The organism is Micromonospora sp. NBC_00362 (assembly GCF_026342155.1).
Classification (GTDB): Bacteria; Actinomycetota; Actinomycetes; order Mycobacteriales; family Micromonosporaceae; genus Micromonospora; species Micromonospora hortensis.
Genome location: NZ_JAPENH010000001.1, coordinates 6409026 through 6433831, shown reverse-complemented (window position 1 = coordinate 6433831; position 24806 = coordinate 6409026). Strand labels below are relative to the sequence as shown.

Sequence of the window (24806 nt, the reverse complement as noted above, 5' to 3'; positions counted from 1 at the left end):
CCTCCGTGGACGTCACGGTGCGTATCGCTCGCCGTCAGGCGACGACCGAGACCATCCGGCCCTTGACCACGATGACCTTGCGCGGTTCCTTGCCGTTCAAAGTTGCCGCCACCGCGTCCAGGGCCGCCGCGCGGACGCTCTCCTCGGAGGCGTCGGCCGGGACCTCGACGCGACCACGGACCTTGCCGTTGACCTGCACCGGGTAGGTAACCGTGTCGGCCACCAGCAGCGTCGGGTCGGCGGTCGGGAAGTCCGCGTACGTCAGCGAGGTGTCGTGGCCCAGCTTGCGCCACAGCTCCTCGGCCACGTGCGGGGCGAACGGCGCCACCATCAGCACCAGCGGCTCGGCCACCTCGCGGGGCGTTGCCGACAGTCGGGTCAGCCCGTTGGTCAGCTCGATCAGCTTGGCGATAGCGGTGTTGAACCGGATGCCGTCCATGTCGCCACGGACCCCGTCGATCACCTTGTGCAGCAGCCGACGGGTCGCCTCGTCGGCCGGGTCCTCGGTGATCCGCAGGGCACCGGTCTGCTCGTCGACGACGGCCCGCCACACCCGCTGCAGGAACCGGTACGAGCCGACCACAGCCCGGGTCTCCCACGGGCGGGAGACCTCCAGCGGGCCCATCGACATCTCGTACACCCGGAAGGTGTCCGCACCGTAGGCGGCGCACATGTCGTCGGGGGTCACCACGTTCTTCAGTGACTTGCCCATCTTGCCGTACTCGCGGTTGACCGCCAGGTCACCCAGGTAGTAGGCGCCGTCGCGCTCGAAGACCTCCTCCGCCTGCACGTAGCTGCCGCGCGAGTCGGTGTACGCGTACGCCTGGATCATGCCCTGGTTGAACAGCTTGCGGAACGGCTCGAACGACGACACGTGCCCCAGGTCGAACAACACCTTGTGCCAGAAGCGCGCGTACAGCAGGTGCAACACGGCGTGCTCGGCGCCTCCGACGTACAGGTCGGTGCCCCCGCAGTCACCGTCGGCGCGCGGACCCATCCAGTACCGCTCGTTCTCCGCGTCGACGAACCGCTCGCTGTTCGTCGGGTCCAGGTAGCGCAGCTCGTACCAGCAGGAGCCGGCCCACTGCGGCATCACGTTGGTTTCCCGGGTGTAGCGCTTCGGCCCGTCACCCAGGTCCAGTTCGACCTCGACCCAGTCGCGCCGCCGGGACAGCGGGGTCTCCGGGTTGCTGTTGGCGTCGTCGGCCTCGAACGTCTTCGGGGAGAAGTCGTCGACCTCCGGCAGCTCGACCGGCAGCATCTCCTCCGGCAGGGCGATGGCCGCACCGGTCTCGTCGTAGACGATCGGGAACGGTTCGCCCCAGTAACGCTGCCGGGAGAACAGCCAGTCGCGCAGCCGGTAGGTCACCGCGCCGGTGCCGTGCCCGTTCGCCTCCAGCCAGGCGATGATCGCCGCCTTGGCGTCGGCGACCCCCAGGCCGTTCAGGTCCAGGCCGCGCTCGGGCGCGGCGCTGTTGATCGCCGGGCCGTCCCCGGTGTACGCCTTGCCGTCGAAGCCCTCCGCCGGCTGCACGGTACGGACGATGGGCAGCTCGAAGACCTCGGCGAACGCCCAGTCCCGCTCGTCCTGCGCCGGCACCGCCATGATCGCGCCGGTGCCGTAGCCGGCCAGCACGTAGTCGGCGATGAAGATCGGGATCTGCCCACCGGTGACCGGGTTGGTGGCGTACGCGCCGATGAAGACGCCGGTCTTCTCCTTGCTGTCGGACTGCCGCTCGACGTCGGTCTTGGCAGCCGCCGCCTTGCGGTACGCCTCGACGGCCTCCCGGGGGCTGGCGTGCCCGCCGGTCCAGGCGTCCCTCGTCCCGTCCGGCCAGCTGGCCGGCGCCAGCGTGTCGACCAGCTCGTGCTCGGGCGCCAGCACCATGTAGGTGGCGCCGAAGACGGTGTCCGGGCGGGTCGTGAACACCCGCACCGGCGCCGCGCTGGTCGGGAAGTCGATGTGGGCGCCGGTAGAGCGGCCGATCCAGTTGCGCTGCATCAGCTTGATCGGCTCGGGCCAGTCCAGGCTGTCCAGGTCGTCCAGCAGCCGGTCACCGTACGCGGTGATCCGCATCATCCACTGCTTCAGGTTGCGCTTGAAGACCGGGAAGTTGCCCCGCTCGGAACGGCCGTCGGCGGTGACCTCCTCGTTGGCCAGCACGGTGCCCAGCCCCGGGCACCAGTTCACCGGCGCCTGCGAGACGTACGCCAGGCGGTGGTCGTCGACGACCTGGCGGCGCTCGGCGACGCTCAGCTCGGCCCAGGCGCGGCCGTCCGGGGTGGGCCGGTTACCGCCCTCGAACTCGGCGATCAGCTCGGCGATCGGACGGGCCCGGTTGGCGTCGCTGTCGTACCAGGAGTTGAAGATCTGCAGGAAGATCCACTGGGTCCAGCGGTAGAAGTCGGTGTCGATGGTGGCCACCGAGCGGCGCTCGTCGTGCGCCAGCCCCAGCCGGCGCAGCTGCGCCTTGTACCGCTCGATGTTCGCGACGGTGGTGGTGCGGGGGTGGGTGCCGGTCTGCACCGCGTACTGCTCGGCGGGCAGCCCGAACGCGTCGAAGCCCATCGCGTGCAGCACGTTGCGGCCGGCCATCCGCTGGTAGCGGGCGTAGCAGTCGGTGCCGATGTAGCCCAGCGGGTGGCCGACGTGCAGGCCCGCTCCGGAGGGGTACGGGAACATGTCCAGCACGTACAGCTTCTCCGCGCCGGCGCGTGGGTGGGTCGGGTCGGCAAACGGGCCGGTCGGGTTCGGTGCGTGGAAGGTGCCCTCGCGCGCCCAGATGTCCTGCCAACGAATCTCGATCTCGTCGGCCAGGGCCGCGGTGTACCGGAACGGGGGAATGTCGCCCGCCGGTGCGGCTGCCTCACTCATCGTCTCTCCTCGCTTCGCTTCGCTTCGTCTCGGCACCACCGGGCCGGGCCGGCGGCGGGCACAAAAAAGCCCCTCGCGCAGGAGGGGCCGCCGTGCTGTCGCTGGGTTCAGCGCATCAGCACGGCCCGGTAAGAAGCAGGAAGACTCCGGCCATGCCCCGCAGTGTACCTCTTCCACGGATCGCCCTGCCGGCCCCCGGGCGTTGTCGAACCCGTTCCCCCGAGCTGGCGAATATCGGTGCGTAACCGACGGACTACCTGCGGGGGTCGGCGATAACGACAAACATGGTTAGCCTGAGAGACTAGTGAGATTCCTGCGGCAAACGAGGCTCGACGTCGCGAACCCAACGGCGGGTCCAGGTGCTCTCTAGAGAGCTGCCGTGACGGCGACGAGGAGGAGGCCCGTGACACAACAGACCTGGGACGAGGTGGGCGGCCTGTTGCCGCACGACGAGTTCCGCGCCGCCAGCGAGGCCATCGTGGCCAACATCGAGCAGGTCATCGAGGGTAAGACCGCCACAGTGCGGCTCGCCCTGGCCGTCCTGCTCGCCGAGGGTCACCTCCTGATCGAAGACGTCCCGGGTGTCGGCAAGACCAAGCTTGCCAAGGCCCTCGCGCGGTCCATCGACTGCACGGTGCGACGGATCCAGTTCACCCCCGACCTGCTGCCCAGCGACGTCACCGGGGTCAGCGTCTACAACCAGGAGACGCACGACTTCGAGTTCCGCCCCGGCGCCGTGTTCGCCAACCTGGTGGTCGGCGACGAGATCAACCGGGCCTCGCCGAAGACCCAGTCGGCGTTGCTGGAGTGCATGGAGGAACGGCAGGTCACCGTCGACGGGGTGACGTACCAGCTCCAGACCCCGTTCATGGTGATCGCCACCCAGAACCCGATCGAGATGGAGGGGACCTACCCGCTGCCGGAGGCGCAGCGCGACCGGTTCACCGCCCGCATCGCGATGGGTTACCCGGACTCCCACGCCGAGCTGGCCATGCTCGACGGGCACGGCGCCACCGACCCGCTGCACGAGCTGCGCGCGGTCTCCGACGCGGCCATCGTCCGGCAGCTGATCGCCACCGTCCGCCAGGTGCACGTGGCGGACGCGGTCAAGCAGTACGCCATCGACCTGGTCACCGCCACCCGCGAGGCCCCCGACCTGCGGCTCGGCGCGTCCCCCCGGGCGACCCTGCAGCTGTTGCGCACCGCCCGGGCGGTCGCCGCCCTGGAGGGCCGCGACTACGTCCTCCCCGACGATCTGCAGGCCCTGGCGGTTCCGGTGCTCGCCCACCGGATCATCCCGACCGCCGACGCGCAGCTCGCCCGGCGCACCACCGACGCGATCGTCTCCGAGCTGGTGCACCGCCTGCCGCTGCCACACGACCGGCAGCGCAACCCGTACGACACCCGGCCCCCCGCCACCGGCAACGGTCGCGCGCCCTACGAGCCGCGGAGGCCATGACGTGCGTGCCGGGCTACGCGGGCTGACCACCCGCGGGCGGTCCTTCCTCGCCGCTGCGGTCGCGGCGGCGATCTCCGCCGGCATCCTCGGCGAGAAGGACCTGCTCCGGGTGGCTGTGCTGTTGGCCATCCTGCCGTTGCTGGCCGCCGCCTACGTCGGGCGGAGCCGCTACAAGCTGGCCTGCAACCGTTCCCTGGACCCGCACCGGGTTCCGGTCGGCGCCAACTCCCGGGTGGTGCTGCGCCTACAGAACCTCTCCCGGCTGCCGACCGGCACCCTGCTCCTGGAGGACCGGCTGCCCTACGCGTTGGGCAGCCGGCCCCGGGTGGTGTTGGAGCGGCTCGGCGCGCACCAGGCCAGCTCCGTGGCGTACACGGTGCGGGCCGACGTGCGGGGCCGCTACGACGTGGGCCCGCTGGTCGTCCGGATGACCGACCCGTTCGGCCTCTGTGAACTCACCCGCTCCTTCCCCAGCACCGACCACCTGACGGTCATCCCGCAGGTCACCCCGCTGCCGTCGGTCCGGCTCCCCGGGGAGTACGCGGGCAGCGGCGACAGCCGGGCCCGCTCGGTGGCGGTGCACGGTGAGGACGACGCCGCGACCCGGGAGTACCGGCGCGGCGACGACCTGCGCCGGGTGCACTGGAAGTCCACCGCCCGCACCGGTGAGCTGATGGTGCGCCGCGAGGAGCAACCGTGGGAGAGCCGGGCCACAGTCGTCCTGGACACCCGGGCGTACGGCCACCGGGGCGAGGGGCCGACGGCCAGTTTCGAGTGGTCGGTCTCGGCCGCCGCGAGCATCGCCGTCCACCTGCGGCAGGCCGGTTACAAGTTGCGCCTGGTCACCGGCTCGGGGGCAGATGTGGACGCCTCGGAGGCCGGCGGCGACGGCGCGCTGCTCGATCACCTCGCGGAGGTCCGACTGGATCAGCGCGCCGAGGTCACCGGCCTCGTGCAGCGGGTCCGCCAACGCGCCGACGGCGGTCTCATCATCGGCCTGTTCGGCACTGTGAGCATCGCCGAGGCGGAGCTGCTGGCCGGGCTGCGGGGCAACGGCGCCACCTGCGTCGGCTTCCTCCTGAACAGCTCCACCTGGCTCAGCCTGCCGGAGAAGGCGCGGGCCGAGGCGGAGCACGCCCACGCCGCCGCCGTCCTCGCCATGTTGCAGAGTGGCTGGCGGGTGGTCGGCGTCGACCACGGCGGCCGGCTGCCGGCGCTGTGGCCGCAGGTCGGTCGGGGTGCCCAGGGGTTCGCCCTGCGAGCCGCGCTGGCCGAGACGGTCGCCGGCGGTGTGCGATGAACGGAAGGCTCCCCTCATGATCAGCAGTCGGAACATCGGCATGGTGGCGGCCGCTGCCACGCTGCTGGCCGCCGCGCCGCTGTCGGCCATCTTCCAGGGCTGGACGTGGTTGATCGAGTCCATCATCGCGGTCGCCGTGGTGGCCGGGGTGGCCGCGCTGACCCGCCTCGCCCGGGCACCCTTGTGGGGTCAGGTGCTGGGCATGCTGGCCGGCCTGACGCTCGCCCTGACCTGGTTGTTCCCCAGCGGCCAGGAGCTGTTCGCGATCCTGCCCACCCCGGGCACGCTCGCGTACTTCGGCGACCTGCTCGCCGGCTCCATGCAGGACATGCGCTCGTACGGGGTCGAGGTCCCGGACACCGATCCGCTGCTGTTCATCGCCGTGCTCGGTGTCGGCGGGGTCGCCGTGCTGGTGGACGTGCTGGCCGTGGGCCTGCGTCGGCCCGCGCTGGCGGGGCTGCCGATGCTCGCCATCTACTCGGTGCCGGTCGCCGTCTACGTGGACAGCGTCCCCGCGGTGCCGTTCGTGGTGGGCGCCGCCGGTTACCTCTGGCTGCTGGTCACCGACAATGTCGACCGGGTGCGCCGCTTCGGACGCCGGTTCACCGGTGATGGCCGCGACGTCGACGTGTGGGAGGCCTCTCCGCTGGCGTCCGCCGGCCGTCGGCTCGCGGCGGTCGGGGTGGCCCTGGCTGTGGTGCTGCCGCTGGCGGTGCCCGGCATGACCAGCGGGCTGCTCGACTCGCTCAGCCGAGGGCCGGGTAACGGCACCGGCAACGGGTCCGGCTCGGGCGGCACGTCGGGTCGGATCGACCTGTTCGCCTCGCTCGCCGGTCAGCTCAACCAGTCCCAGGTGGCCGACCTGGTAAAGGTGAAGACGTCCGAGCAGAACCCGTTCTACCTGCGCTACGCGGTCGCCGACGAGCTGCGCCCCGCTGGTTTCCAGGCGCGCAACCCCAGCGGCCGGTCGGTCAACAAAGACCTACCGAACCCGGCCGACCGGGCCGGCCCAGGCGTGCGGCAGACCACCTACCAGGCGACCGTCGAGGTCACCAAGAGCCTGAGCATGTCGCTGATGCCCGTGTACGCCGAACCGACCAGCGCCGACGACCTCAGCGACAACTGGCTCTACGACACCAACCAGCAGGTCGTCTTCTCCAACCGGGAGAACTCCCGCGGTCGGAAGTACTCCTTCGACTACGTCCGCTCGACCTTTACGCCCGACGCGTTGCGAGCCGCGAAGCCGCTGCCGACCGAGCACCCCGTACGCCGACAGATGACCGCCACCCCCGGGCCGGTGCCCGAGGTGGAGGAGCTGGTCAAGGGGCTGATCCAGGGCAAGCGCACCGACTACGACAAGGTGCTGTCGATCTACCAGCACTTCTCGGCGGACAACGGCTTCAGCTACCGGTTGAGCACCGAGAGCGGCAGCAGCGGTCAGGACATCGTCAACTTTCTGACCAACAAGGTCGGCTACTGCCAGCAGTACGCCGCCGCGATGGCCTGGCTGGTCCGCTCGGCCGGCATTCCGGCCCGGGTGGCGTTCGGGTTCACCAACGGCAGCAAGCGCGACGGTGACACCTTCACGCTGACGAATCTCAACCTGCACGCCTGGACCGAGGTCTACTTCGACGGGGCTGGTTGGGTGCCGTTCGACGCCACCCCGGCGTACGGTGTGCCCGGCTCCACCCGGTCGGCCTGGGCACCGGACACTGACGCGCCGGAGGAGCCCAGCCCGAGCAGCGGCGCTACGAGCGCCCCGACTGACCCGGATGCCTCGACGGCGCCGACCGGCCCGGACAACGCCGACCAGGACACCGACGACGGGCTCTCTCTCGGCGGGACGACCCCGAACGAGCAGCCACCGGTCTGGCCGTGGTGGGCAGCGGGCCTGGTGGCCCTGCTGCTGTTGCTCGCGGTGCCCGCGCTGCGCCGGATGGCCCTGCGGCGCCGACGCAGTGGCCGCGCGGCGAGCGTGGCGATGCCCTCCGCGAGGGTCGACGGCGACAGCGAGCCGGGGGCACGTCCGGTGGTGGTCAGCGCGGACGCCGACCGGGCCCGCGCGGACGCGCACGCCGCCTGGGCGGAGCTGCTCGACACGCTTGTGGACTTCCGGGTTCCGGTCGATCTGACCGAGACGCCCAGGGCGACCGCGGACCGGCTTGTCCGGGACTCCCTCGACGATGATGACGCGATCGGGTCCGTGCGGCTGTTGGGCCGGGCAGAGGAGCGGGCCCGCTACGCGCGGGATCCGCTGACCGGTGAGCGGTTGCTGCCGGCGCTACGCGCGGTCCGTGCGGCACTCGCGGCACGGGCGGACCGACGGACCCGCCTGCTCGCCGCCGTGCTGCCGCCCTCGGTGCTGCTGCGTTGGCGCACCACAACGGCGGACAGGTCCGGCCGGATGGTGGCGCTCACCGGGCAGGCCCGGTACCGACTGCTGCGGTGGAACCCCCGACGGCTGCTGGCCGACCGGGCCGCTCGCTGACCGAAACCCGACCCACCCACTCCGCCACCACCTACCCGGCGCCGCCCATGATCACTTGATGACCAGTAGTTGCAGACCGCTTCTGGTAGCTACTCATCATCAAGTGATCATGGGCGCTCTGGGGTGGCGACGCGGGTCAGGCGCAGCGGGACCGTGTTGACGCGAGGTCGAAGACCGCGCGGTCCGAGTGGGGCCTCGGCTGAGGCGACATCGGGTCTGCGCTGTGGTGCGGTGACGTCGCGGTGTCCCGGACCACCCAAGGTCGTGCTCGATCCAGGGAGGAGGCCCTTCCCCTCGCACACGATGCCACTACTTCCAGGATCGAGCACGATCTTGCGGGAGAGGGCGGGCAGCGGTAGAGGGCGCGCGGATACGACGGAGGTCGCCGGGGGCTGTTGCCCGGCGACCGCTCGTCGCGGCGTACGGCCCGCCTCAGCGGCGGGACCGGCTCAGCGGTGCCCCTCCGGGCGCTGCCGCCACCTGTCCTCCATGCGGTCCAGGATTGACGACCGGCGACCGGATCGGCCACCGCGGGGACGACGACGACTCGTCGTGCCGCCCACCACGTGCAGGTCGGGTGACTGCGCCCGCCGGTGCGACTGCACCGCGAACGCGGCCGACGCCAGCATGACGACGAAGCCCGCCACCGCCAGTGGTGGAGTCTTGATCACCGCGCCATAGACCAGTAGAGCCAAGCCAGCGATGATGACGCCGGCGGCGACGAGCAGGCGACGCCGCGCATGGAAGCGCGGATCGCTGGCGCGCACGGCCGAGGCGAATTTGGGGTCCTCGGCAAGCGACCGCTCGATCTGCTCGAACAGCCGCTGCTCGTGCTCCGAGAGCGGCACGGCACTCCTCCCCGGTCACGTTGGTCGGGCCCACTCGGGCCGACAGACCGTGGCAGCCAACCGGCTGCTTACCCGCAAGTCTACGAGGGGGGTCGCGCGTCGGAAAGCGGGACGACCTATGGGCGGGGTGGATTTTCGTTTCGACGGGGATCACGGTCGGCCATCAGACTGGCCGGACCTATGACGGACCGCCCGAAACGGGCAGCGGCGGCGTCCGCGGCAGCTTCCGCTTCGCGCCAGCCATGCTCGGGCGCGCCGAGGGTGAGCTGCCGGTGAGCGCCCTGCGCCGGGGCGAGCCCTTCCACCCGGACACCGACGAGTCGGATCCGCTCGGCCGGGTCCAGCGCGGTATAGAGCGCCCAAACCGTGTCGAACATCTCGCGGGCGGTGTCGGTGGGCACGTCGAGGGTGCGAGATCGGCTGACGGTGCGGAAGTCGGCCAACCGGACCTTGAGTGAGACGGTGCGCCCGACCTGCCCGGAGCCGCGCAGCCGGACACCGACCTTCGCGCTGAGCGCGAGCAACGCACGGCGGATCTCCAACGGGTCGGCCACGTCGACGTCGAAGGTCACCTCGGCGCCGATCGACTTGTCGACGTGCTCGGGGCTGACCCCGCGCGGGTCGCGCCCCCAGGCCAACTCGTGCAGGTGGGAGGCCGAGGCGGCACCGACGGCCCGGCGGAGCATGCCCACCGGCGCCTCGGCGAGGTCCCCGACGGTGGTCAGGCCAAGCCGGCGTAGCGCCTCGGCGGCGCGCTCCCCCACCCCCCACAGGGCGTCCACCGGCAACGGGTGCAGGAAGTCGAGCACCTGCCCCGGGGGCACGACCAGCAGGCCGTCCGGCTTGGCGCGGGTGGAGCCCAGCTTGGCCACGAACTTGGTCGGCGCCACCCCGACCGAGCAGGTCAGCGCCTGCTCGTCGGCGACCCGGCGACGGATCAGCCGGGCGATGGTGGCCGGAGAGCCGAACAGCCGACGGGCGCCGGTCACGTCGAGGAACGCCTCGTCGAGGGAGAGCGGCTCGACCAGCGGCGTGACGTCCCGGAAGATCTGCATGACGGCCCGGGAGGCGGCCGTGTAGGCGGAGAAGTCCGGCGGCAGGTAGACCGCGTGAGGGCAGCGGGCCCGGGCCTGACTGGTCGGCATCGCGCTGCGGACGCCGTACCGGCGGGCCTCGTAGCTGGCCGAGCTGACCACCCCGCGCGGGCCGACACCGCCGACGACCACCGGCCGGCCGCGCAACTCGGGACGGCGGCGCACCTCGACGGCGGCGAAGAAGGCGTCCATGTCGACGTGCAGGATCGGGCTGGCCGAGTCGTCGGCGTCCGGCCCGAAGCGCGGATCGTCGCCCCGGGGCAACGACTGGCTGCGGCCCATCCCGGCAGGTTAACCCCGGGGTACGACACCACCATCGGCCGGCCGGCCGAACCGTCCCCGGGTCAGCCCCGCACGACCAGCAGCGGCACTGTCAGCTCCGCGGCGGTGTCCGACCCGTGGTAGGCCACCAACTTCGACGCCATCGGCCGCTCGGTGCGACTGGCCATGACCGCGTACGTGTCGTTGCAGGTCACCACCACGTCGCCGACCCGGCCCAGGTGCTCCTCGGGCACCGGCCCGAACCAGCCGGTGGCCACCACCTCGTCGCGAGTGCGTACCCGGGCCGCGACGCCCAGCACCTCCGACCAGGCGGCCCGCACGTCGTCGACAGCACCCGGCTCGACGTGCAGGTAGCGCACCCGGGCCTCGCCGGCCACCAGCCGCACACCGGCGCGCAGTCGCGGATCGGTGTCCAGGTCGAAGCGGTGCGCGGCAGGGATGTCGAGCTGCCCGTGGTCGGCGGTCACCAGCAGCGCCGCGTCCGGCGGCAGCCCGTCGACCAGTCGGGCGACCAGGGCGTCCACCTCGGTGGCGGCGACCCGCCAGGGTGCCGAGTCGACGCCGCTGACGTGGCCGTGCCGGTCCAGGTCGGCGTGATAGCCGGAGACCAGTGTGGGCCCGGTGCCGGCGGCCAGCGCGGCCAGCATGGCGGTGGCCACCGCGTCCCCGCCGGTGGCGCCCCGGAAGTCGCCACCCCGGTTGGCGGCCAGTGTCAACCCGCTGCCGCCGAACTCCGGCCGACTCACCACGGTCGTCGTCACGCCGGCGGCGCGGGCCCGCTCCAACTGGGTGGGCACCGGCTGCCAGCGCAGCGGCGACGGATCGGCGGCCCAATCGGTGTGGGTGAGCACCCGATCGGTGCCAGGCACCCGCACTGTGAAGCCGAGCACCCCGTGCGCGCCCGGCGCGACACCGGTGCCCAGTGACACCAGGCTGGTCGGGGTGGTGGACGGGAAACCGGCGATGAGCGGCCGAGCCACCGTCGCGGCGAGCCCGGCGAGGGTCGGCGCGTACGGCGCCGCGGTAGGTAGCTGGTACCAGCCGAGCCCGTCGACGAGCAGCACGGCGATCCGGCGTACGCCGCCCAGCGCGGGCCGGAGCCCGAGCGGGTCGGTCGAGCCGGGCACCCCGAGCACGGCCAGCGCGCTGGGCAGCACGTCGGCGAGGCGGCCGCCGCCGTGGCCCGGCCCGAGGATCTCCAGCGGCGCGGGCTGGGCGCCAGCCTCGGCGATCATGCCGGCCGGCGGGCGAACAGGTGCAGTTGGGCGGCCAGGTCCCGGTACGGCGGTTGGGCGGCCAGCGCACGTTCCAGCTCGACCACGGCGGCGGACTGCCCGTCGGCGACAGCGGCCGGCAGCAGGTCGGCCAGCACGCGTACCCCGTGGATCTCCTCGACCACCAGCCCGGCGGCGCCGAGCAGCGCGGCGGCGCCGGGGGCGTCGTAGCGTCGGCGCAGCGTGTCCCGTGGTCCGGCGGTGCCGGCCGAATCGGCGGCCAGCGTGGTCGCGACGTCGAGGTGGCCGTTCATCGCGCGGCCCAGCACGGCGGCGGCCCGGCCGGCCACGAGCACACTTGCCGCCCCGCCCGGACGCAGCGCGGTGGCGAGCGCGGTCACCACCGGCACCGGGTCGTCGACCACCTCCAGGACGGCGTGGCAGAGCACCAGGTCGACGCCGGCCGGCTCGACCAGCCCGGCGAGGGCGTCACCGTCGCCCTGCACGGCGGCGATCCGGTCGGCCACCCCGGCCTCGGCGGCGCGGCGGGTGAGCGCGGCGAGCGCGTCGGGGCTGGCGTCGACGACGGTGACCCGATGCCCGGCGCGGGCCAGCGGAACGGCGAAACCGCCGGTGCCGCCGCCCACGTCCAGGACTGTGAGCTCGGCGTCGCCGCGCCGGTCCAGCTCGGCGCGGAGCACCGACCAGATCACGGCGGTACGGGGTGTCAGCGGCGGCTCGGCGAACCGGCCTCGGGTCTGCTCCACCCGGTCGAGCCTAGTCACCCGGCCCGGTGGTGGTGCGGGCGTGTGGCGGGGGCGCCCACCACACGCCCGATCGGTGCGTGGTCGGCGGTCGGTCAGGCCTCGGTGCCCTCGGCCTCGTCCTCCGCCCGGGACCGGCGCTCGTTGGCCACCGGACCGTTCGTCACCTCGTACTCGCGGGGGTCGGCGAGGTGCGACGGCACCCAGCCGGTGCCCAGTCGGGTCCGCCGGGCGTTGGCGATTCCACCGGTGTACGCGTGATTTCCCGTCACTGTCGTTCCCCCTCACGAATCACGGGCCGCTCTGCCCGCTCGGGACGAGTCTCCCGCTCGACGGTTCGGGAAACCGTAATGTGGATCACTGAATCAGCGGAAGTCGCGGGATGCGGGGCTGACCGGTGGCTCGATGGCGTCCAGCCGGTCGGCGACCAGGTTGGTCACCCCCTCGTGCCGCTGCAACCGCCCCCGGACCACCAGCGCGGCGCTGGTCCGCGCCACCCGCCGGTAGCGCTGCCACAACCCCGGCGAACAGGTGACGTTGAGCATCCCCGTCTCGTCCTCCAGGTTGAGGAAGGTGACCCCGCCCGCCGTCGCCGGGCGTTGCCGGTGGGTGACGATGCCACCGACCCGGATCCGCTGCCCCGGCTCCACCCGGCCGAGCCGGGCGATCGGCATCGCGCCGAGCACGTCGAGCTGACCCCGGATGAACCGGGCGGGGTGACTCTCCGGCGACAACCCGGTGGCCCACACGTCGGCGACCAGCCGGTCCACCGCCTCCATCCCGGGCAGCGTGGGCGCCGCCGCGCCGGTCACAGTGCCGGGCAGCCGACCCGGCCGGTCCTGGGCCGCCGCGCCAGCGGCCCACAGCGCCTGCCGCCGGGACAGCCCGAAACAGGCGAAGGCGTCCGCGGTGGCCAACGCCTCCAGCTGCGCGGCGGTGAGACCGAGCCGCCGGGCCACATCCGGCATGTCCCGGTACGGCCCGTCGGCGGCCCGTTCGGCCTCGATCCGCTCGGCCACATCGGCGCCGAGGGTCCGCACACTGGACAGGCCGAGCCGGACGGCGGGGCCGCCCAGCCCCCAGGCGTGCGGCGGCTCCCCCGGCCCGCTGCCCCACCGGGTCTCCGGGGTGGACTCCAGCACCGCCAGCGCCCCGCTGGCGTTGATGTCCGGACGACGGACCTCCACCCCGTGCCGGCGGGCGTCGTCGACAAGGGTCTGCGGCGAATAGAAACCCATCGGCTGGGCGTTGAGCAGCGCGGCCAGGAACGGCGCGGGGTGGTAACGCTTGAGCCAGGAGCTGGCGTAGACCAGGTAGGCGAAGCTCATCGCGTGGCTCTCCGGGAAGCCGTAGCTGGCGAACGCGGTGAGTTTGCGGTAGACGTCGTCGGCCAGCTCACCGGTGATGCCCCGCTCGGCCATCCCGGCATAGAGCCGGTCGGCGATCCTGGTCATCCGCTCGACCGACCGTTTGGCGCCCATCGCCCGGCGCAACTGGTCGGCCTCGGCCGCGTCGAAGCCGGCCAGGTCGATGGCGAGCTGCATCAACTGCTCCTGGAACAACGGCACACCCAGGGTCTTCTCCAGGGCGTTGCGCATCAGCGGATGCGCGAAGGTCACCGGCTCCTGGCCGTTCTTGCGGCGGATGAACGGGTGCACCGAACCGCCCTGGATCGGGCCGGGACGGATCAGCGCCACCTCGACCACCAGGTCGTAGAACTCGCGGGGCTTGAGCCGGGGCAGGGTGGCCATCTGGGCCCGGCTCTCCACCTGGAACACCCCAACCGAGTCGGCCCGGCAGAGCATGTCGTAGACCTCCGGGTCGTCCAGGGTCATGTCGCCCAGGTCGAGCCGGGACCCGATCATGTCGTAGCCGTAGTGCAGGGCGGAGAGCATGCCCAAGCCGAGCAGGTCGAACTTGACCAGGCCCACCGCGGCGCAGTCGTCCTTGTCCCATTGCAGGACGCTGCGCCCGGGCATCCGCCCCCACTCCACCGGGCAGACCTCGATCACCGGCCGGTCACAGATCACCATGCCGCCGGAGTGGATGCCCAGGTGCCGCGGGAACGTCTGCAACTCGTTGGCGTACTCCACCACCTGCTCGGGGATGTTCTCGACATCGACAGTGGCGACCGAGCCCCACCTGTCGATCTGCTTGCTCCAGGCGTCCTGCTGCCCCGGGGAGTAGCCGAACGCCTTGGCCACGTCCCGCACCGCCGACCGGGGTCGGTAGGAGATGACGTTGGCGACCTGGGCGGCGTGCTCCCGGCCGTAACGGGTGTAGACGTGCTGGATCACCTCCTCCCGCCGGTCGGACTCGATGTCCACGTCGATGTCGGGTGGGCCGTCCCGTTCCGGGGCGAGGAACCGCTCGAAGAGCAGTTGGTGCCGGACCGCGTCCACATTGGTGATCCGCAACGCGTAGCAGACCGCCGAGTTGGCCGCCGAACCCCGACCCTGGCAGTAGATGTCCTGGTCACGGCAGAACGTGACGATGTCGTAGACCACCAGGAAGTAGCCGGGAAAACCCAACTCCTCGATCATGTTCAGTTCGTGGTCGAGCTGCGCGTACGCCGTCGGGTGCGCCTGCGGCGGCCCGTAGCGCTCGTGCGCCCCGTCGGCTGTCAGCTTCCGCAGCCAGCTCATCTCGGTGTGCCCCGGCGGCACCGGGTACGCCGGTAGCTGCGGCGCGACGAGCTGGAGGTCGAAGGCCAACTCGGTGCCGAACTCGGCGGCCCGCGCCACCGCACCCGGGTACGCGGCGAACCGGGCCGCCATCTCCGCGCCGCTGCGCAGGTGGGCGGTGGCCGCCGCGGGCAACCAGCCGTCGATCTCGTCCAGGCTGCGGCGGGCCCGGACCGCGGCGACGGTGGTGGCCAGTCGACGCCGGCCAGGGCTCGCGTAGTGCACGTTGTTGCTGGCCACCGTCGGCAACCCGGCCGCGGCGGCCAGCTCGGCGAGCGCGTCGTTACGGTCGGCGTCGATGGGATGGCCGTGGTCGGTCAGCTCCACTGCCACCGTCTCCGCGCCGAAGAGCGCTGTCAGCCGGTCCAACTCGCGGGCCGCCGCGTCCACCCCCTCGGTGAGCAGCGCCCCCGGCACGTGCCCCTTGCGGCAGCCGGTCAGCACCAGCACATGGTCACGCAGCTCGGCGGCGACCTCCTCCAGGTCCCCGTAGTCCGGGCGGCCCTTCTCCCCGCCGCGCAGTTGGGCGCGGGCGATGGTGGTGGCCAGCCGGGCGTACCCCTCGTGGCCGTGCGCGAGCACCAGCAGGTGCGCGCCGTGCGGGTCGGGCTCGCCGTTCTGCGGGCCGGGCAGGCCGAGGGACAGCTCCGCGCCGAAGATGGTCGGCAGGCCCAGCGTACGAGCCGCCTCGGCGAAGCGGACCACCCCGTAGAAGCCGTCGTGGTCGGTGACAGCGAGCGCGGTGAGCCCCAGCCGGGCCGCCTCCTCGGCCAGCTCCTCCGGGTGGCTCGCGCCGTCGAGGAAGCTGAAGTTGGTGTGCGCGTGCAGTTCCGCGTAGGGCACCACACCGTCGGGGCGGGTCAGCTCCGGTGGCTGGTACTGCTCGCGGCGGCGGCTCCAGGCCGGGGAGTCGCCGCCATCGGCGTCCACGGCGAGCGGATCCACCACGTGCAGGTGCCGCTCCTCACGCGACCGACCGCCGCCCGACCGGCCGGAGCCGCCACTGGCCCGCCCGGAGAGCACCCGCTCCAGCTCCGACCAGGGCATGTTCGGGTTGTGGAAGCTCATCGAGCCTCCACCTGCGACCCGGGGAGCACCGGCTCAGTCATAGATCGCCTCCACCAACCACTGCCCGGCCTCGACGGCCAGCAGCAGGGCGGCACCGTCGGCCAGGCTGACCTGGAACCGGGCCCGGCGGCGGGCCTCGACCGGCGCCCACCACCGCTCGTCCACCGGCCACGGGCCGGCCCAGCCCACGATCTCCGCCGGCTGGCCGGTGCCGACCACCAGCCGAGCCGGTGGGGCGCTCACCGCCAACCGCGCGCTGATCACCACCGGCTCACCGGCGGCGTCGTGCACCGTCGCCGCGAGCGGACTGGGCAGCACCACCGCCGGCGCGGGTGCCGGCAGCCGGCCCGGCCACGGCGGAGCCCCGACTGCACCCCGGCCGGTGGCCGGATCGGCGCCGGCATCGGCCGGCGGGCCAGGACGGGCGGGGACGCGTTCGTCGCCCCACGGCACCAGTCGCACCTGGTCGGCCGGGGAGCGCCCACCACCGAGCACAGCGGTGACCACCGCTTCCGGGCCGAGGATGCCCTGCACCCGGCTCAACGCCCGGTGCGCGCGTTCCCGTTCCTCGCCGGTCTCCCCCCAGAGGCCGGCCTGCAGACCGGCCTGGGCGATCACGCCGTCCGGGATCAGTCGCAGCCGGATGATGCCGGCCGTTGGTCGGGCCGGCCGGGCGCCGGCACGGCCGTTGCTGCCGGAGAGCCATCCGTCGAGCTGCCAGCGCACCCGGTCGGCGATGGCCGCGGCGGTGAGCAGGCCATCGTGCCGCCACACCCGGTGCAGCTCCTGCCCGTGCTCGGTCACCGCCTCGATGCCGAGCCGGGTGCAGGCCAGCCCGTGCCCGGCCAACCGTTCGTGCAGCCGCTCGGCCAGCGCCCGGGCCACGAACGCCGCCGCGTCGACCCGGTCGATCGGCTCGTCGTGCTCCGCGGTCACCGTCAGGTCGGCCGGCGGCCGCCGGACGGCGAGCGGGCGGTGGTCCCGCCCGGCGGCCAGCCGGTGGGCCAGCGCACCGTCGAACCCGAACCGGGCCAGCACGTCGCCGGCCGGCAGGGCGGCGAAGTCGCCGAGGGTGCGTACCCCCAGCCGACGCAGTAGGTCGGCCAGCGCCGACCGGCCGAGCGCCTCGACCGGCAACCCGGCCAGGAACTCCGGTGTCCCACCCGGTGCCACCACCCGGCCAGCGCGAGCGGCCAACCCGGCCGCGAACACCCCGTCGGCGATGCCGACCTGGCTCTCCACCAGGCACGACTGCGCCACGTGCTCGATGATCCGCTCAGCGGCCGCCTCCTCGCCGCCGAGGTAACGGCCCGGCCCCCGGGCGGCCACCGCGCAGGCACCCGGGCGGACCACCTCGACGCCGGCTACCAGTTCCTCCACCGCGGCGACCACCGGCTCGAACGCACGGGCGTCCCGGCCGGGGTCGTACTCCACGACGGTGAGCTGCGGGCAGCGCCCCTGCGCCTCCCGCTTGCGCAGCCCTCGACGCACCCCCTCGGCGCGGGCCCGCTCGGAGCAGGCGACCACCCGATTGGCGTGCAGCACGGCGACCGGGCCGGTCGCCGGCACCCCGTCGACGATCTCGGCGGCGAGCACCGGCCAGTCCGGGCACCACAGCAGCAGCGTGCGTGCCGGCGCGCCGGTCACCCCCGACCGACCAGCGCGAGTGGCGCGGCCGATCGGCCCGCGGGCGACGGCAGCGCACGAGGGATCACCCGGGTCAGCTCGTCCCCCGGGAGCCAGACCTTGATCTCCTTGGGCCGGGCGGCCGCGCCGCGCCCGCGCGCCGAGACGGTGATCTCCCGGCGGCGCAACCGCCCCCGGCCCAGCCCGAGACCCTCCCAGACTCCCCGGACCACCTGCAGCGTCACGTCCGCGCCGTCCCACCGGCCGTACGGGACGAGCACGCTGCCGCGCTGCCGGGCCCGAGCGGCCAACCGGGTGGCGACCGAGGCGGAGACCGAGGCCGGCACGGCGGTGACCACGACGTCCACCCCGTCGATCAGCGCGGCGACCACTGTGGCCCACTCGGGGCCGGGGTTCGGCACCAGGGCCAGCCGGTCCAGGGCGATGCCCAGCTCAGCCGCCGCGCCCGCGCCGAACGTCGGCACCCCGACCACGGCGCACCACGAGCCGGCCCGGGACGCCTCGGCGAGCAGGGCCAGCATCAGCGAGGTGCCACCGCTGCGGCGGGGCTGACCGGCGGCGACCGCTATGGTGCTGCCCCGGCGCAGGCCCCGGTTGGGCAGCAGACCGGTCAGCTCGGGCACCACCGGCAGCACCCGGTGGCCACCGACCGGGTCGGATGCGCTCGCCGGGCGCACCAGATCGGCCAGCGCGGCGGAACCGACCACCATGCGGCCCGCCATTGGACCAACTCCCCCGTCGTTGCTGTGGATCAGATCAGGACCGGCACGCCGTGCCACCGGCCGCCCGGCTCCCCCCGGTAGGGCGGCCGGTGGCAGGCGGGATCAGGCGGCGAGGCCGTCCAGGGCCGGTTGGTGGGCCACGCCGAGCGCGGTTTCCACCACAGTGACGAACTGTTCGGCGGCGCGGAGCAGATCGTCGGCCTCCCGGGCGCTGACCACCCGGGGGATGCCGGCCTCGGCGGCGGCGCGCTTGCTGGCCCCCGCGGCGAAGAACCGGGACCACTCGTCGAGCTCCGGAGCGACGGCGCAGAGGAGAACCCAGACGCTGGTGATCCGGTTGCGTCGACTCGGCGCGGGTCGGGCCCGGGCGGCGAGCAGGGCCGCCGCCGCGCGCAGGGCGGCCAGGTGGGCAGCCGCGTAGCGCAGACCGTCAGGTCGGGTCTGGCCGGCCTCGACCAGCCCACGGCGGGCCAACGTGAGGAGTTGGGCGGGGGTGCGGTGCGGCAGCACGTGCGCCGGCACCGTCGGTGCCTGAGCCGGGTTGGTCGGCATGGGTGTCTCTCCTCCACGTGGCCGAGACGTCACCGCGGCGGCTGATGCCGCCGACGAGACGCCGAGGTCGGGGTGGTGCGGAGGAAGACGCACCGGGTGTGGCCGGCCGGGTGTGGATGCTTCCCCACACCACACCCGGCCGGCGGACCGGCGGGTGCGTCGCCCGCCGCCCGGGGGTCGTGGGCGGCGGGCAACGCTCCTGCCTGTTGGGACCAGGCTCGCGACTGCCCGGAAACCCAGGTGCGGCCCGCGGAGCCGCACCGCCCGGAGGTGGCGCCGCGAAACGCCGCGCTCCGGCTGGTTGGAACGGGCGTTCGAGGCAATCGAACACTCGTTCTAACTGCTGCTGACAGTACACCTCCCCTCCGACGAAAATGCAACGTGTGACGCGCCGAGCGCGCCGGCCGGCTGAACCGGCCACCAGCGGACCCGGAAGAATGGCGGGATGCAGCCACACCCGAACGTACGGGCGGTGCAGGACGCGCTCACCGCCGCCGGCACTCTCGACGGCGCCGGTGAGCCCAGCATGGTCCGTCTGCTGCCCGACGCGGTGCACACCGCCGCGGCGGCCGCCGAGGCGCTCGGCGTCGAGGTCGGCCAGATCGCCAACTCACTGATCTTCGACGCGGACGACACCCCGCTGCTCGTCCTCACCTCCGGCGCACACCGGGTCGACACCGCCGGCCTGGCGGCATCGATCGGCGTCACCCGACTGCGCCGGGCCACCCCGGAGTTCGTCCGGGCCCACACCGGGCAGCCGATCGGCGGGGTCGCCCCACTCGGGCACCCGCACCCACTGCGCACCCTGGTGGACACGGCGCTGGCGGCGTACGCGGAGATCTGGGCCGCTGGTGGCGTACCCCAGGCGGTCTTCCCGACCACCTACCCCGAGCTGTTGCGGGTCACCGCCGGCACCCCGGCCGAGGTGGCGTGAGCGAGCGGAGCGAGCGAACCAGCGGGCCCAGCGGCGACGTCAGCGCGGCTCCGGAGCTGGTCACGCTGCACGTGTGGCGGACCTCCCCCGGCGCGCTGCCCCGGGCGCTGACCCGGATGGCTGTGGACCCCCGCCGGTTGCGGGCCCTCCCCGGCGTTCGGTTCGGCAAGCTGCTGGGCACCGGGACCGGCACCGACTTCGGGCCGCGGGACGCCGACCTGACCCGGTGGGCAGCGCTGACCGTCTGGGACTCTCCCGCCGCGGCGGCCGGCTTCGACGACTCGCCGGTCGGGCGGGCCTGGGCGCGCATCGCCCACGCCCAGGCCCGAATCGACCTCCGCCCGCTGACCAGCCGGGGCGAGTGGTCCGGCCAGCGGCCGTTCGGCGACCCGTCGGGCGGCCGAGTCACCGGCCCGGTGCTGGCACTGACCCGGGCCCGGCTGCGGGCCCGCCGGGCGGCCACCTTCTGGCGGGCGATCCCGCCGGTGGCCGCCGCCCTGCGCGACGCGCCCGGGCTGCTGGCCCGGTTCGGAGTCGGAGAGGCCCCGTTGGGTTGGCAGGGCACGGTGAGCGTGTGGCGCGACCCGACGGACCTGGTGGCGTTCGCGTACCGTCACCCGGAGCATCGGGCGGCGATCATGCGAACCCCCACCGCGGGCTGGTACGCCGAGGAGCTGTTCGCCCGGTTCGAGGTGCGCGACGTGGTCGGCGACCGGTCGGTGCTCGGATGGGCCGCCGACGGCGGCCCGGAAACGGTGAAGGGTGGACGGGCATGAGGTTGGTGCGCTGGACGCCGGACGATCTCGTCCGGCGGCTGGACGACGTGGTGGCCGTCTACGGCGAGGCGATGGGGTACCGCACCGACCTGCTGGAGGCCCGGCGCGGTTACATCGCCACCCACGTCCGCCGGCCGGGTTTCCGGGCGGTCGCCAGCCTGACCAGCGAGGGTCACCTCGCCGGCTTCGGCTACGGCTACCTGGGCGCCTCCGGTCAGTGGTGGCACGACCAGGTGCACCGGGCGCTGGACGCCCCGACCCGCACGCGCTGGCTCACCCACTGCTTCGAGGTGGTCGAGCTGCACGTCCGGCCACCGGCGCAGGGGCACGGCCTGGGCGCCGGTCAGCTACGCGCGCTGCTCGGCATGGCGGAGGGCGACACAGTGCTGCTGTCCACCCCGGAGGCCGACGAGCAGACCTCGCGGGCGTGGCGGTTGTACCGACGGTTCGGCTTCGTCGACGTGCTGCGCGACTTCCACTTCCCCGGCGACGAGCGACCGTTCGGCGTACTCGGTCGGGATCTGCCGCTCGAGCCACCGGCGTCATGACCCGGCGGATCTCCTGGACGCTGCTCGCCGTCCTGGTGCTCGCCCAGATCTGCTACCCGCTCACCACCGGCGCCACCCGGGCCGGGCTCACAGTGGCCACCGTCGTCCTCGGTTGGCTGCTCTCTGTCGGCCACGCGCTGCTCAGCCGGGGCCCACGGGTGGCGGCGGCGCTGGTCGCGGTGGCGACCGGCGGCGGGTTCGCGATCGAGGCGATCGGGGTGGCCACCGGCGTGCCGTTCGGCAGCTACGACTACTCCGGAGAGCTGGGCCCCAAGCTGGCCGGCGTGCCACTGATCATTCCGCTGGCCTGGACCTGGATGGCCTGGCCGGCCTGGCTGGCAGCGGTCCGACTGACCGGCGGCGGGGCCGCAACGGCCGGCGGCAGCGGGTCGACAGCCGGCGGCAGCGGGCCGACGGTGGGTCGCTGGGTGGGGCGGATCGCGCTGGCCACCGTGGGGCTGGCCGCCTGGGACCTCTTCCTCGACCCGCAGATGGTGGCCGAGGGCTACTGGGTCTGGCGCGACGCCACCCCGGCCCTGCCCGGCCTGGCCGGCATCCCGATCAGCAACTACCTGGGCTGGCTGCTCTTCGCGGTGCTGATGATGAGCGCGCTGCGCCCGCTGGCCGGGCCGGCAGTCGAACACACCGACCGGCGGGACGACCCGATGGTCGCGCTCTACCTGTGGACGTACTTCTCCAGCATCCTGGCCCACGCCGTCTTCCTCGACCTGCCCGCCTCGGCGCTCTGGGGCGCCGCCGGGATGTCGGTGACCGCCGTACCCCTGGCGGTGACAGTGCTCCGCGCCCGGCGCGACAGTCACCTCCGGCCGGCGGATCCCCAGACACACCGCCCCGGCGTCGACGCGACCCGATGACCGTTCTGCTCGCCCTGCTCGTCGCCGTCGCCACGTTGACCGGGCACACCTGGCTCAACGCCACCCGGTGGCTGCGCCGACCCACCGACCGGCCCGACGACGTCGACGAGCCCGTCACCGTGCTGCTGCCGCTGCGCGACGAGGCCACCCGGGTAACGCCCTGCCTGCGCGCCCTGCTGGCCCAGCGCGGCGTACCCGGGCTGCGCGTCGTGGTCCTCGACGACGGGTCCACCGACGGCACCGCCGACGTGGTCCGCGCGGTGGCCGGCGACGACCCCCGGGTCACGCTGCTCACCGGGGTCGCCCCACCGCCGGGCTGGCTGGGCAAGCCGCACGCCTGCTGGCAGCTGGCCACCCGGGCCGACCCGGACGCCACCGCGCTGGCCTTCGTCGACGCCGACGTGGTGCTCGCCCCGCACGCCGTGGCCGCTGCCGTCACCGAGTTGCGCGCGGCCCGGGCGACGCTGCTGTCGCCGTACCCCCGGATCGTGGTGGCGACGGCCGGCGACCGGTTGGTGCAGCCGCTGTTGCAGTGGCTCTGGCTGACCTTCCTGCCGCTGCGCGCGATGGAGCGCTCGTCGCGGCCGTCGCTGGCCGCGGCGGGCGGGCAGTTCCTGGTGGTGGACCGGGCCGGCTACACCGCGGCCGGCGGGCACGCCGCGGTCGCCGACAAGATCCTGGAGGACGTCGAGCTGGCCCGGGCGGTCAAGCGGGCCGGTGGGCGGATCGCCCTGGCCGACGGCTCCCGGCTGGCCACCTGCCGGATGTACGACGACTGGCCGCAACTGCGCGACGGGTACTCGAAGTCGCTCTGGGCGTCGTTCGGGCACCCGGGCGCCGCGGCGGCCGTGGTGGCGGCGCTGCTGCTGCTCTACACCGCCCCACCACTGATCGCGCTGACGGGTGCGGCGGCCGGCGCACCGAGGGTGGCCGCCGTGGGCCTGGCCGCGTACGTGCTCGGGGTGGCCGGACGGGTGCTCACCGCCCGCGCGACCGGTGGCCGGTGGTGGCCCGACGCGCTCGCACACCCCGTGTCGGTCGTGGTCCTCGGTTGGCTGACCCTGCGGTCGTACCATCTGCGAAAGCGACGCCGCCTGACCTGGCGGGGCCGCCCGGTCAGCTAGGGAGGACGCGGCATGGCGCGGATCGTGGTCGTCGGCGCCGGGGTGGGTGGCCTCGCCACCGCCGCCCGGCTGGCCGCTACCGGGCACCAGGTGACCGTCTTCGAGCGGGCCGACACTGTCGGCGGCAAGCTCGGCCGGTACGCGCACGACACCCCGGCCGGGTCGTTCCACTTCGACACCGGGCCGAGCCTGCTCACCCTGCCCGAGGTCTTCCACGACCTGTTCGAGGCGACCGGGGCGAAGCTCGACGAATACCTGGACCTCGTCCCACTGGACCCGATCGTCCGGCACGTCTTCCCCGACGGTGGCCCGACCCTGGACTCGTGCGCCGACCCGGCGGAGTTCACCGCCCGGATCGGGGCCGCGTTCGGTGACCGGGCGGCAGCCGACTGGCAGCGGCTGTGGCGGCGGGCGGCGCGGGTGTGGCAGGCCTCCTCACGGGACATCCTGCGTCGTACCGTCGACTCTCCCCGCGACCTCGCGTCGCTGGCCTGGCGCGTCGGGGACCTGGCTGCCATCGCCCCGGGCCGCAGCCTGCGCGGCCTGGGCCGCCGGCACCTGTCCGACCCGCGGCTGCGGATGATGCTGGACCGGTACGCCACCTACACCGGCGCCGACCCACGTCGGGCGCCGGCGGCGCTGGTCGCGGTCCCCTACGCCGAGTTGGCCTTCGGCGGCTGGTACCTGCGCGGTGGGCTGGGCACGCTCGCCGACGCGCTGCTGACCCGCTGCCTGGACCTCGGCGTGGTCGTGCAGACCGACACCACTGTCACCCGGATCGACGCCACCGGCGGCCGGGTCCATGGGGTACGCCTCGCCGGCGTCACCACCCCGGTGCCCGCCGACGTGGTGGTGGCCAACGTGGACGCGCTCACCGTCTACCGTGACCTGCTGCCGCACCCGCGTCGGCTGGCCGCGCTGACCGACCGCAGCCTCGCCGGCTTCGTGCTGCTGCTCGGCGTCTCCGGCAGCACCGGGCTGGCCCACCACAACGTCTTCTTCCCGGCCGACTACGACGCCGAGTTCGACGCGGTCTTCGGTGACCCCGGGCGGGGTGTACGGGCCCGGCCGGCGGCCGACCCGGCGGTGTTCGTCACAGTGGCCGACGACCCGATGGTCTGCCCAGCCGGACACGAGGCGTGGTTCGTGCTGGTCAACGCCGCCCGGCAGGGCACCGCGGCGGGCGCTGTCGACTGGCGACGCCCGGGGCTGGCCGACGCGTACGCCGATCGGATCCTGGACGTGCTGGCGCGGCGCGGCGTGGACGTGCGCGACCGGCTGCTGTTCCGCGAGATCCGCACCCCGGCCGACCTGGACGTGGCGACCGGCGCGCCAGGTGGCTCGATCTACGGCACCGCCGGTGGGCTGCTCCGCCCGGCGAACCGGGGCCCGGCGAACGGGCTGTGGCTGGTGGGTGGCTCCACCCACCCGGGCGGCGGGTTGCCGATGGTGACCCTCTCCGCGCAGATCGTCGCCGACGAGATCGGCCCCGCCTGGTAGACCCGGCCTGCTCCGGCCGGCGCCTGTTCGGCCCGCTCAGCCAGCGTCTGTC

19 protein-coding genes are annotated in these 24806 nt (G+C 73.6%); 9 read left to right on the top strand and 10 right to left on the bottom strand.

The annotated features are described in order from the left end of the window. Positions 1-34: 34 nt before the first annotated feature. Positions 35-2875 (bottom strand): leucine--tRNA ligase, encoded by a 2841-nt coding sequence (gene leuS / locus OG992_RS29765; protein WP_266304882.1) that lies wholly within the window; start codon positions 2873-2875, stop codon positions 35-37. 403 nt (positions 2876-3278) lie between these two features. On the opposite strand from leuS, the gene OG992_RS29760 reads away from it, so the two are divergent. Genes OG992_RS29760 through OG992_RS29750 form a run of 3 tightly spaced genes read left to right on the top strand, consistent with a single transcriptional unit; the run spans position 3279 to position 8122 of the window. Further along, positions 3279-4334, top strand: coding sequence for a MoxR family ATPase (locus OG992_RS29760; RefSeq protein ID WP_238682864.1), 1056 nt, complete (start codon positions 3279-3281; stop codon positions 4332-4334). Position 4335: 1 nt separating this feature from the next. Next, the gene (locus OG992_RS29755; RefSeq protein ID WP_238682863.1) at positions 4336-5634 is read left to right on the top strand and encodes a DUF58 domain-containing protein; all 1299 of its coding nucleotides are present in this window, start codon (positions 4336-4338) and stop codon (positions 5632-5634) included. 16 nt (positions 5635-5650) lie between these two features. Then, positions 5651-8122, top strand: a complete 2472-nt coding sequence (locus tag OG992_RS29750; RefSeq protein WP_238682862.1) for a DUF3488 and transglutaminase-like domain-containing protein — start codon at positions 5651-5653, stop codon at positions 8120-8122. 449 nt (positions 8123-8571) lie between these two features. Here the strand turns inward: OG992_RS29750 and OG992_RS29745 are convergent, their stop codons facing one another. The 9 genes from OG992_RS29745 to OG992_RS29705 all read right to left on the bottom strand — a co-directional run bounded on the left by OG992_RS29745 (position 8572) and on the right by OG992_RS29705 (position 18997). Beyond that, the gene (locus tag OG992_RS29745; protein ID WP_030334542.1) at positions 8572-8970 is read right to left on the bottom strand and encodes a DUF3040 domain-containing protein; all 399 of its coding nucleotides are present in this window, start codon (positions 8968-8970) and stop codon (positions 8572-8574) included. A gap of 116 nt (positions 8971-9086) precedes the next feature. Further along, positions 9087-10346 carry a DNA polymerase IV gene (locus OG992_RS29740; protein ID WP_266304881.1) on the bottom strand — a complete coding sequence of 420 codons (1260 nt, stop codon included), beginning with the start codon at positions 10344-10346 and terminating at the stop codon, positions 9087-9089. A gap of 62 nt (positions 10347-10408) precedes the next feature. Then, positions 10409-11581, bottom strand: coding sequence for an alkaline phosphatase family protein (locus OG992_RS29735; RefSeq protein ID WP_266304880.1), 1173 nt, complete (start codon positions 11579-11581; stop codon positions 10409-10411). Then, complete coding sequence (locus OG992_RS29730; RefSeq protein WP_266304879.1) at positions 11578-12345, bottom strand: methyltransferase domain-containing protein; 768 nt, start codon at positions 12343-12345, stop codon at positions 11578-11580. The genes OG992_RS29735 and OG992_RS29730 overlap by 4 nt, the downstream gene beginning before the upstream one ends. 74 nt (positions 12346-12419) lie before the next feature. Next, positions 12420-12596: a hypothetical protein gene (locus OG992_RS29725; protein ID WP_167492956.1), complete on the bottom strand. Its 177-nt coding sequence runs from the start codon at positions 12594-12596 to the stop codon at positions 12420-12422. A gap of 93 nt (positions 12597-12689) precedes the next feature. After that, positions 12690-16076 (bottom strand): error-prone DNA polymerase, encoded by a 3387-nt coding sequence (locus tag OG992_RS29720; RefSeq protein WP_266304878.1) that lies wholly within the window; start codon positions 16074-16076, stop codon positions 12690-12692. A 33-nt stretch (positions 16077-16109) separates the two neighbouring features. Next, entirely contained in the window at positions 16110-17723 is a 1614-nt protein-coding gene (locus tag OG992_RS29715) for a DNA polymerase Y family protein (protein ID WP_266304877.1), read from the bottom strand. Next, on the bottom strand, positions 17720-18445 hold the full coding sequence (locus OG992_RS29710; protein ID WP_238682856.1) for a hypothetical protein: 726 nt from the start codon (positions 18443-18445) through the stop codon (positions 17720-17722). The genes OG992_RS29715 and OG992_RS29710 overlap by 4 nt, the downstream gene beginning before the upstream one ends. A 102-nt stretch (positions 18446-18547) precedes the next feature. Beyond that, complete coding sequence (locus OG992_RS29705; protein WP_007463070.1) at positions 18548-18997, bottom strand: SAV_6107 family HEPN domain-containing protein; 450 nt, start codon at positions 18995-18997, stop codon at positions 18548-18550. Between the two features lie 445 nt (positions 18998-19442). On the opposite strand from OG992_RS29705, the gene OG992_RS29700 reads away from it, so the two are divergent. From OG992_RS29700 to OG992_RS29675, 6 genes are read left to right on the top strand one after another with little or no spacing between them, the layout of a single operon-like run. Then, positions 19443-19931, top strand: a complete 489-nt coding sequence (locus OG992_RS29700) for a YbaK/EbsC family protein (protein ID WP_266304876.1) — start codon at positions 19443-19445, stop codon at positions 19929-19931. After that, on the top strand, positions 19928-20707 hold the full coding sequence (locus tag OG992_RS29695; RefSeq protein WP_238682854.1) for a monooxygenase: 780 nt from the start codon (positions 19928-19930) through the stop codon (positions 20705-20707). The genes OG992_RS29700 and OG992_RS29695 overlap by 4 nt, the downstream gene beginning before the upstream one ends. Then, complete coding sequence (locus OG992_RS29690; RefSeq protein WP_091407634.1) at positions 20704-21255, top strand: GNAT family N-acetyltransferase; 552 nt, start codon at positions 20704-20706, stop codon at positions 21253-21255. Before OG992_RS29695 ends, OG992_RS29690 begins: the two co-directional genes overlap by 4 nt. Further along, complete coding sequence (locus tag OG992_RS29685; protein WP_266304875.1) at positions 21252-22130, top strand: carotenoid biosynthesis protein; 879 nt, start codon at positions 21252-21254, stop codon at positions 22128-22130. The genes OG992_RS29690 and OG992_RS29685 overlap by 4 nt, the downstream gene beginning before the upstream one ends. Continuing rightward, the gene (locus tag OG992_RS29680; RefSeq protein ID WP_238682852.1) at positions 22127-23254 is read left to right on the top strand and encodes a glycosyltransferase family 2 protein; all 1128 of its coding nucleotides are present in this window, start codon (positions 22127-22129) and stop codon (positions 23252-23254) included. The genes OG992_RS29685 and OG992_RS29680 overlap by 4 nt, the downstream gene beginning before the upstream one ends. A gap of 12 nt (positions 23255-23266) precedes the next feature. Beyond that, the gene (locus tag OG992_RS29675; protein ID WP_266304874.1) at positions 23267-24754 is read left to right on the top strand and encodes an NAD(P)/FAD-dependent oxidoreductase; all 1488 of its coding nucleotides are present in this window, start codon (positions 23267-23269) and stop codon (positions 24752-24754) included. Positions 24755-24806 lie beyond the last annotated feature (52 nt).

What these genes read in the sequence shown, in the direction of transcription:
- OG992_RS29685 (WP_266304875.1), top strand. Translation starts at nt 21,252, where the DNA reads ATGACCCGGCGGATCTCCTGGACGCTGCTCGCCGTCCTGGTGCTCGCC.
- OG992_RS29720 (WP_266304878.1), bottom strand. Translation starts at nt 16,076, where the DNA reads ATGAGCTTCCACAACCCGAACATGCCCTGGTCGGAGCTGGAGCGGGTG.
- leuS (WP_266304882.1), bottom strand. Translation starts at nt 2,875, where the DNA reads ATGAGTGAGGCAGCCGCACCGGCGGGCGACATTCCCCCGTTCCGGTAC.
- OG992_RS29740 (WP_266304881.1), bottom strand. Translation starts at nt 10,346, where the DNA reads ATGGGCCGCAGCCAGTCGTTGCCCCGGGGCGACGATCCGCGCTTCGGG.
- OG992_RS29680 (WP_238682852.1), top strand. Translation starts at nt 22,127, where the DNA reads ATGACCGTTCTGCTCGCCCTGCTCGTCGCCGTCGCCACGTTGACCGGG.
- OG992_RS29690 (WP_091407634.1), top strand. Translation starts at nt 20,704, where the DNA reads ATGAGGTTGGTGCGCTGGACGCCGGACGATCTCGTCCGGCGGCTGGAC.
- OG992_RS29710 (WP_238682856.1), bottom strand. Translation starts at nt 18,445, where the DNA reads ATGGCGGGCCGCATGGTGGTCGGTTCCGCCGCGCTGGCCGATCTGGTG.
- OG992_RS29750 (WP_238682862.1), top strand. Translation starts at nt 5,651, where the DNA reads ATGATCAGCAGTCGGAACATCGGCATGGTGGCGGCCGCTGCCACGCTG.
- OG992_RS29735 (WP_266304880.1), bottom strand. Translation starts at nt 11,581, where the DNA reads ATGATCGCCGAGGCTGGCGCCCAGCCCGCGCCGCTGGAGATCCTCGGG.
- OG992_RS29675 (WP_266304874.1), top strand. Translation starts at nt 23,267, where the DNA reads ATGGCGCGGATCGTGGTCGTCGGCGCCGGGGTGGGTGGCCTCGCCACC.
- OG992_RS29700 (WP_266304876.1), top strand. Translation starts at nt 19,443, where the DNA reads ATGCAGCCACACCCGAACGTACGGGCGGTGCAGGACGCGCTCACCGCC.
- OG992_RS29705 (WP_007463070.1), bottom strand. Translation starts at nt 18,997, where the DNA reads ATGCCGACCAACCCGGCTCAGGCACCGACGGTGCCGGCGCACGTGCTG.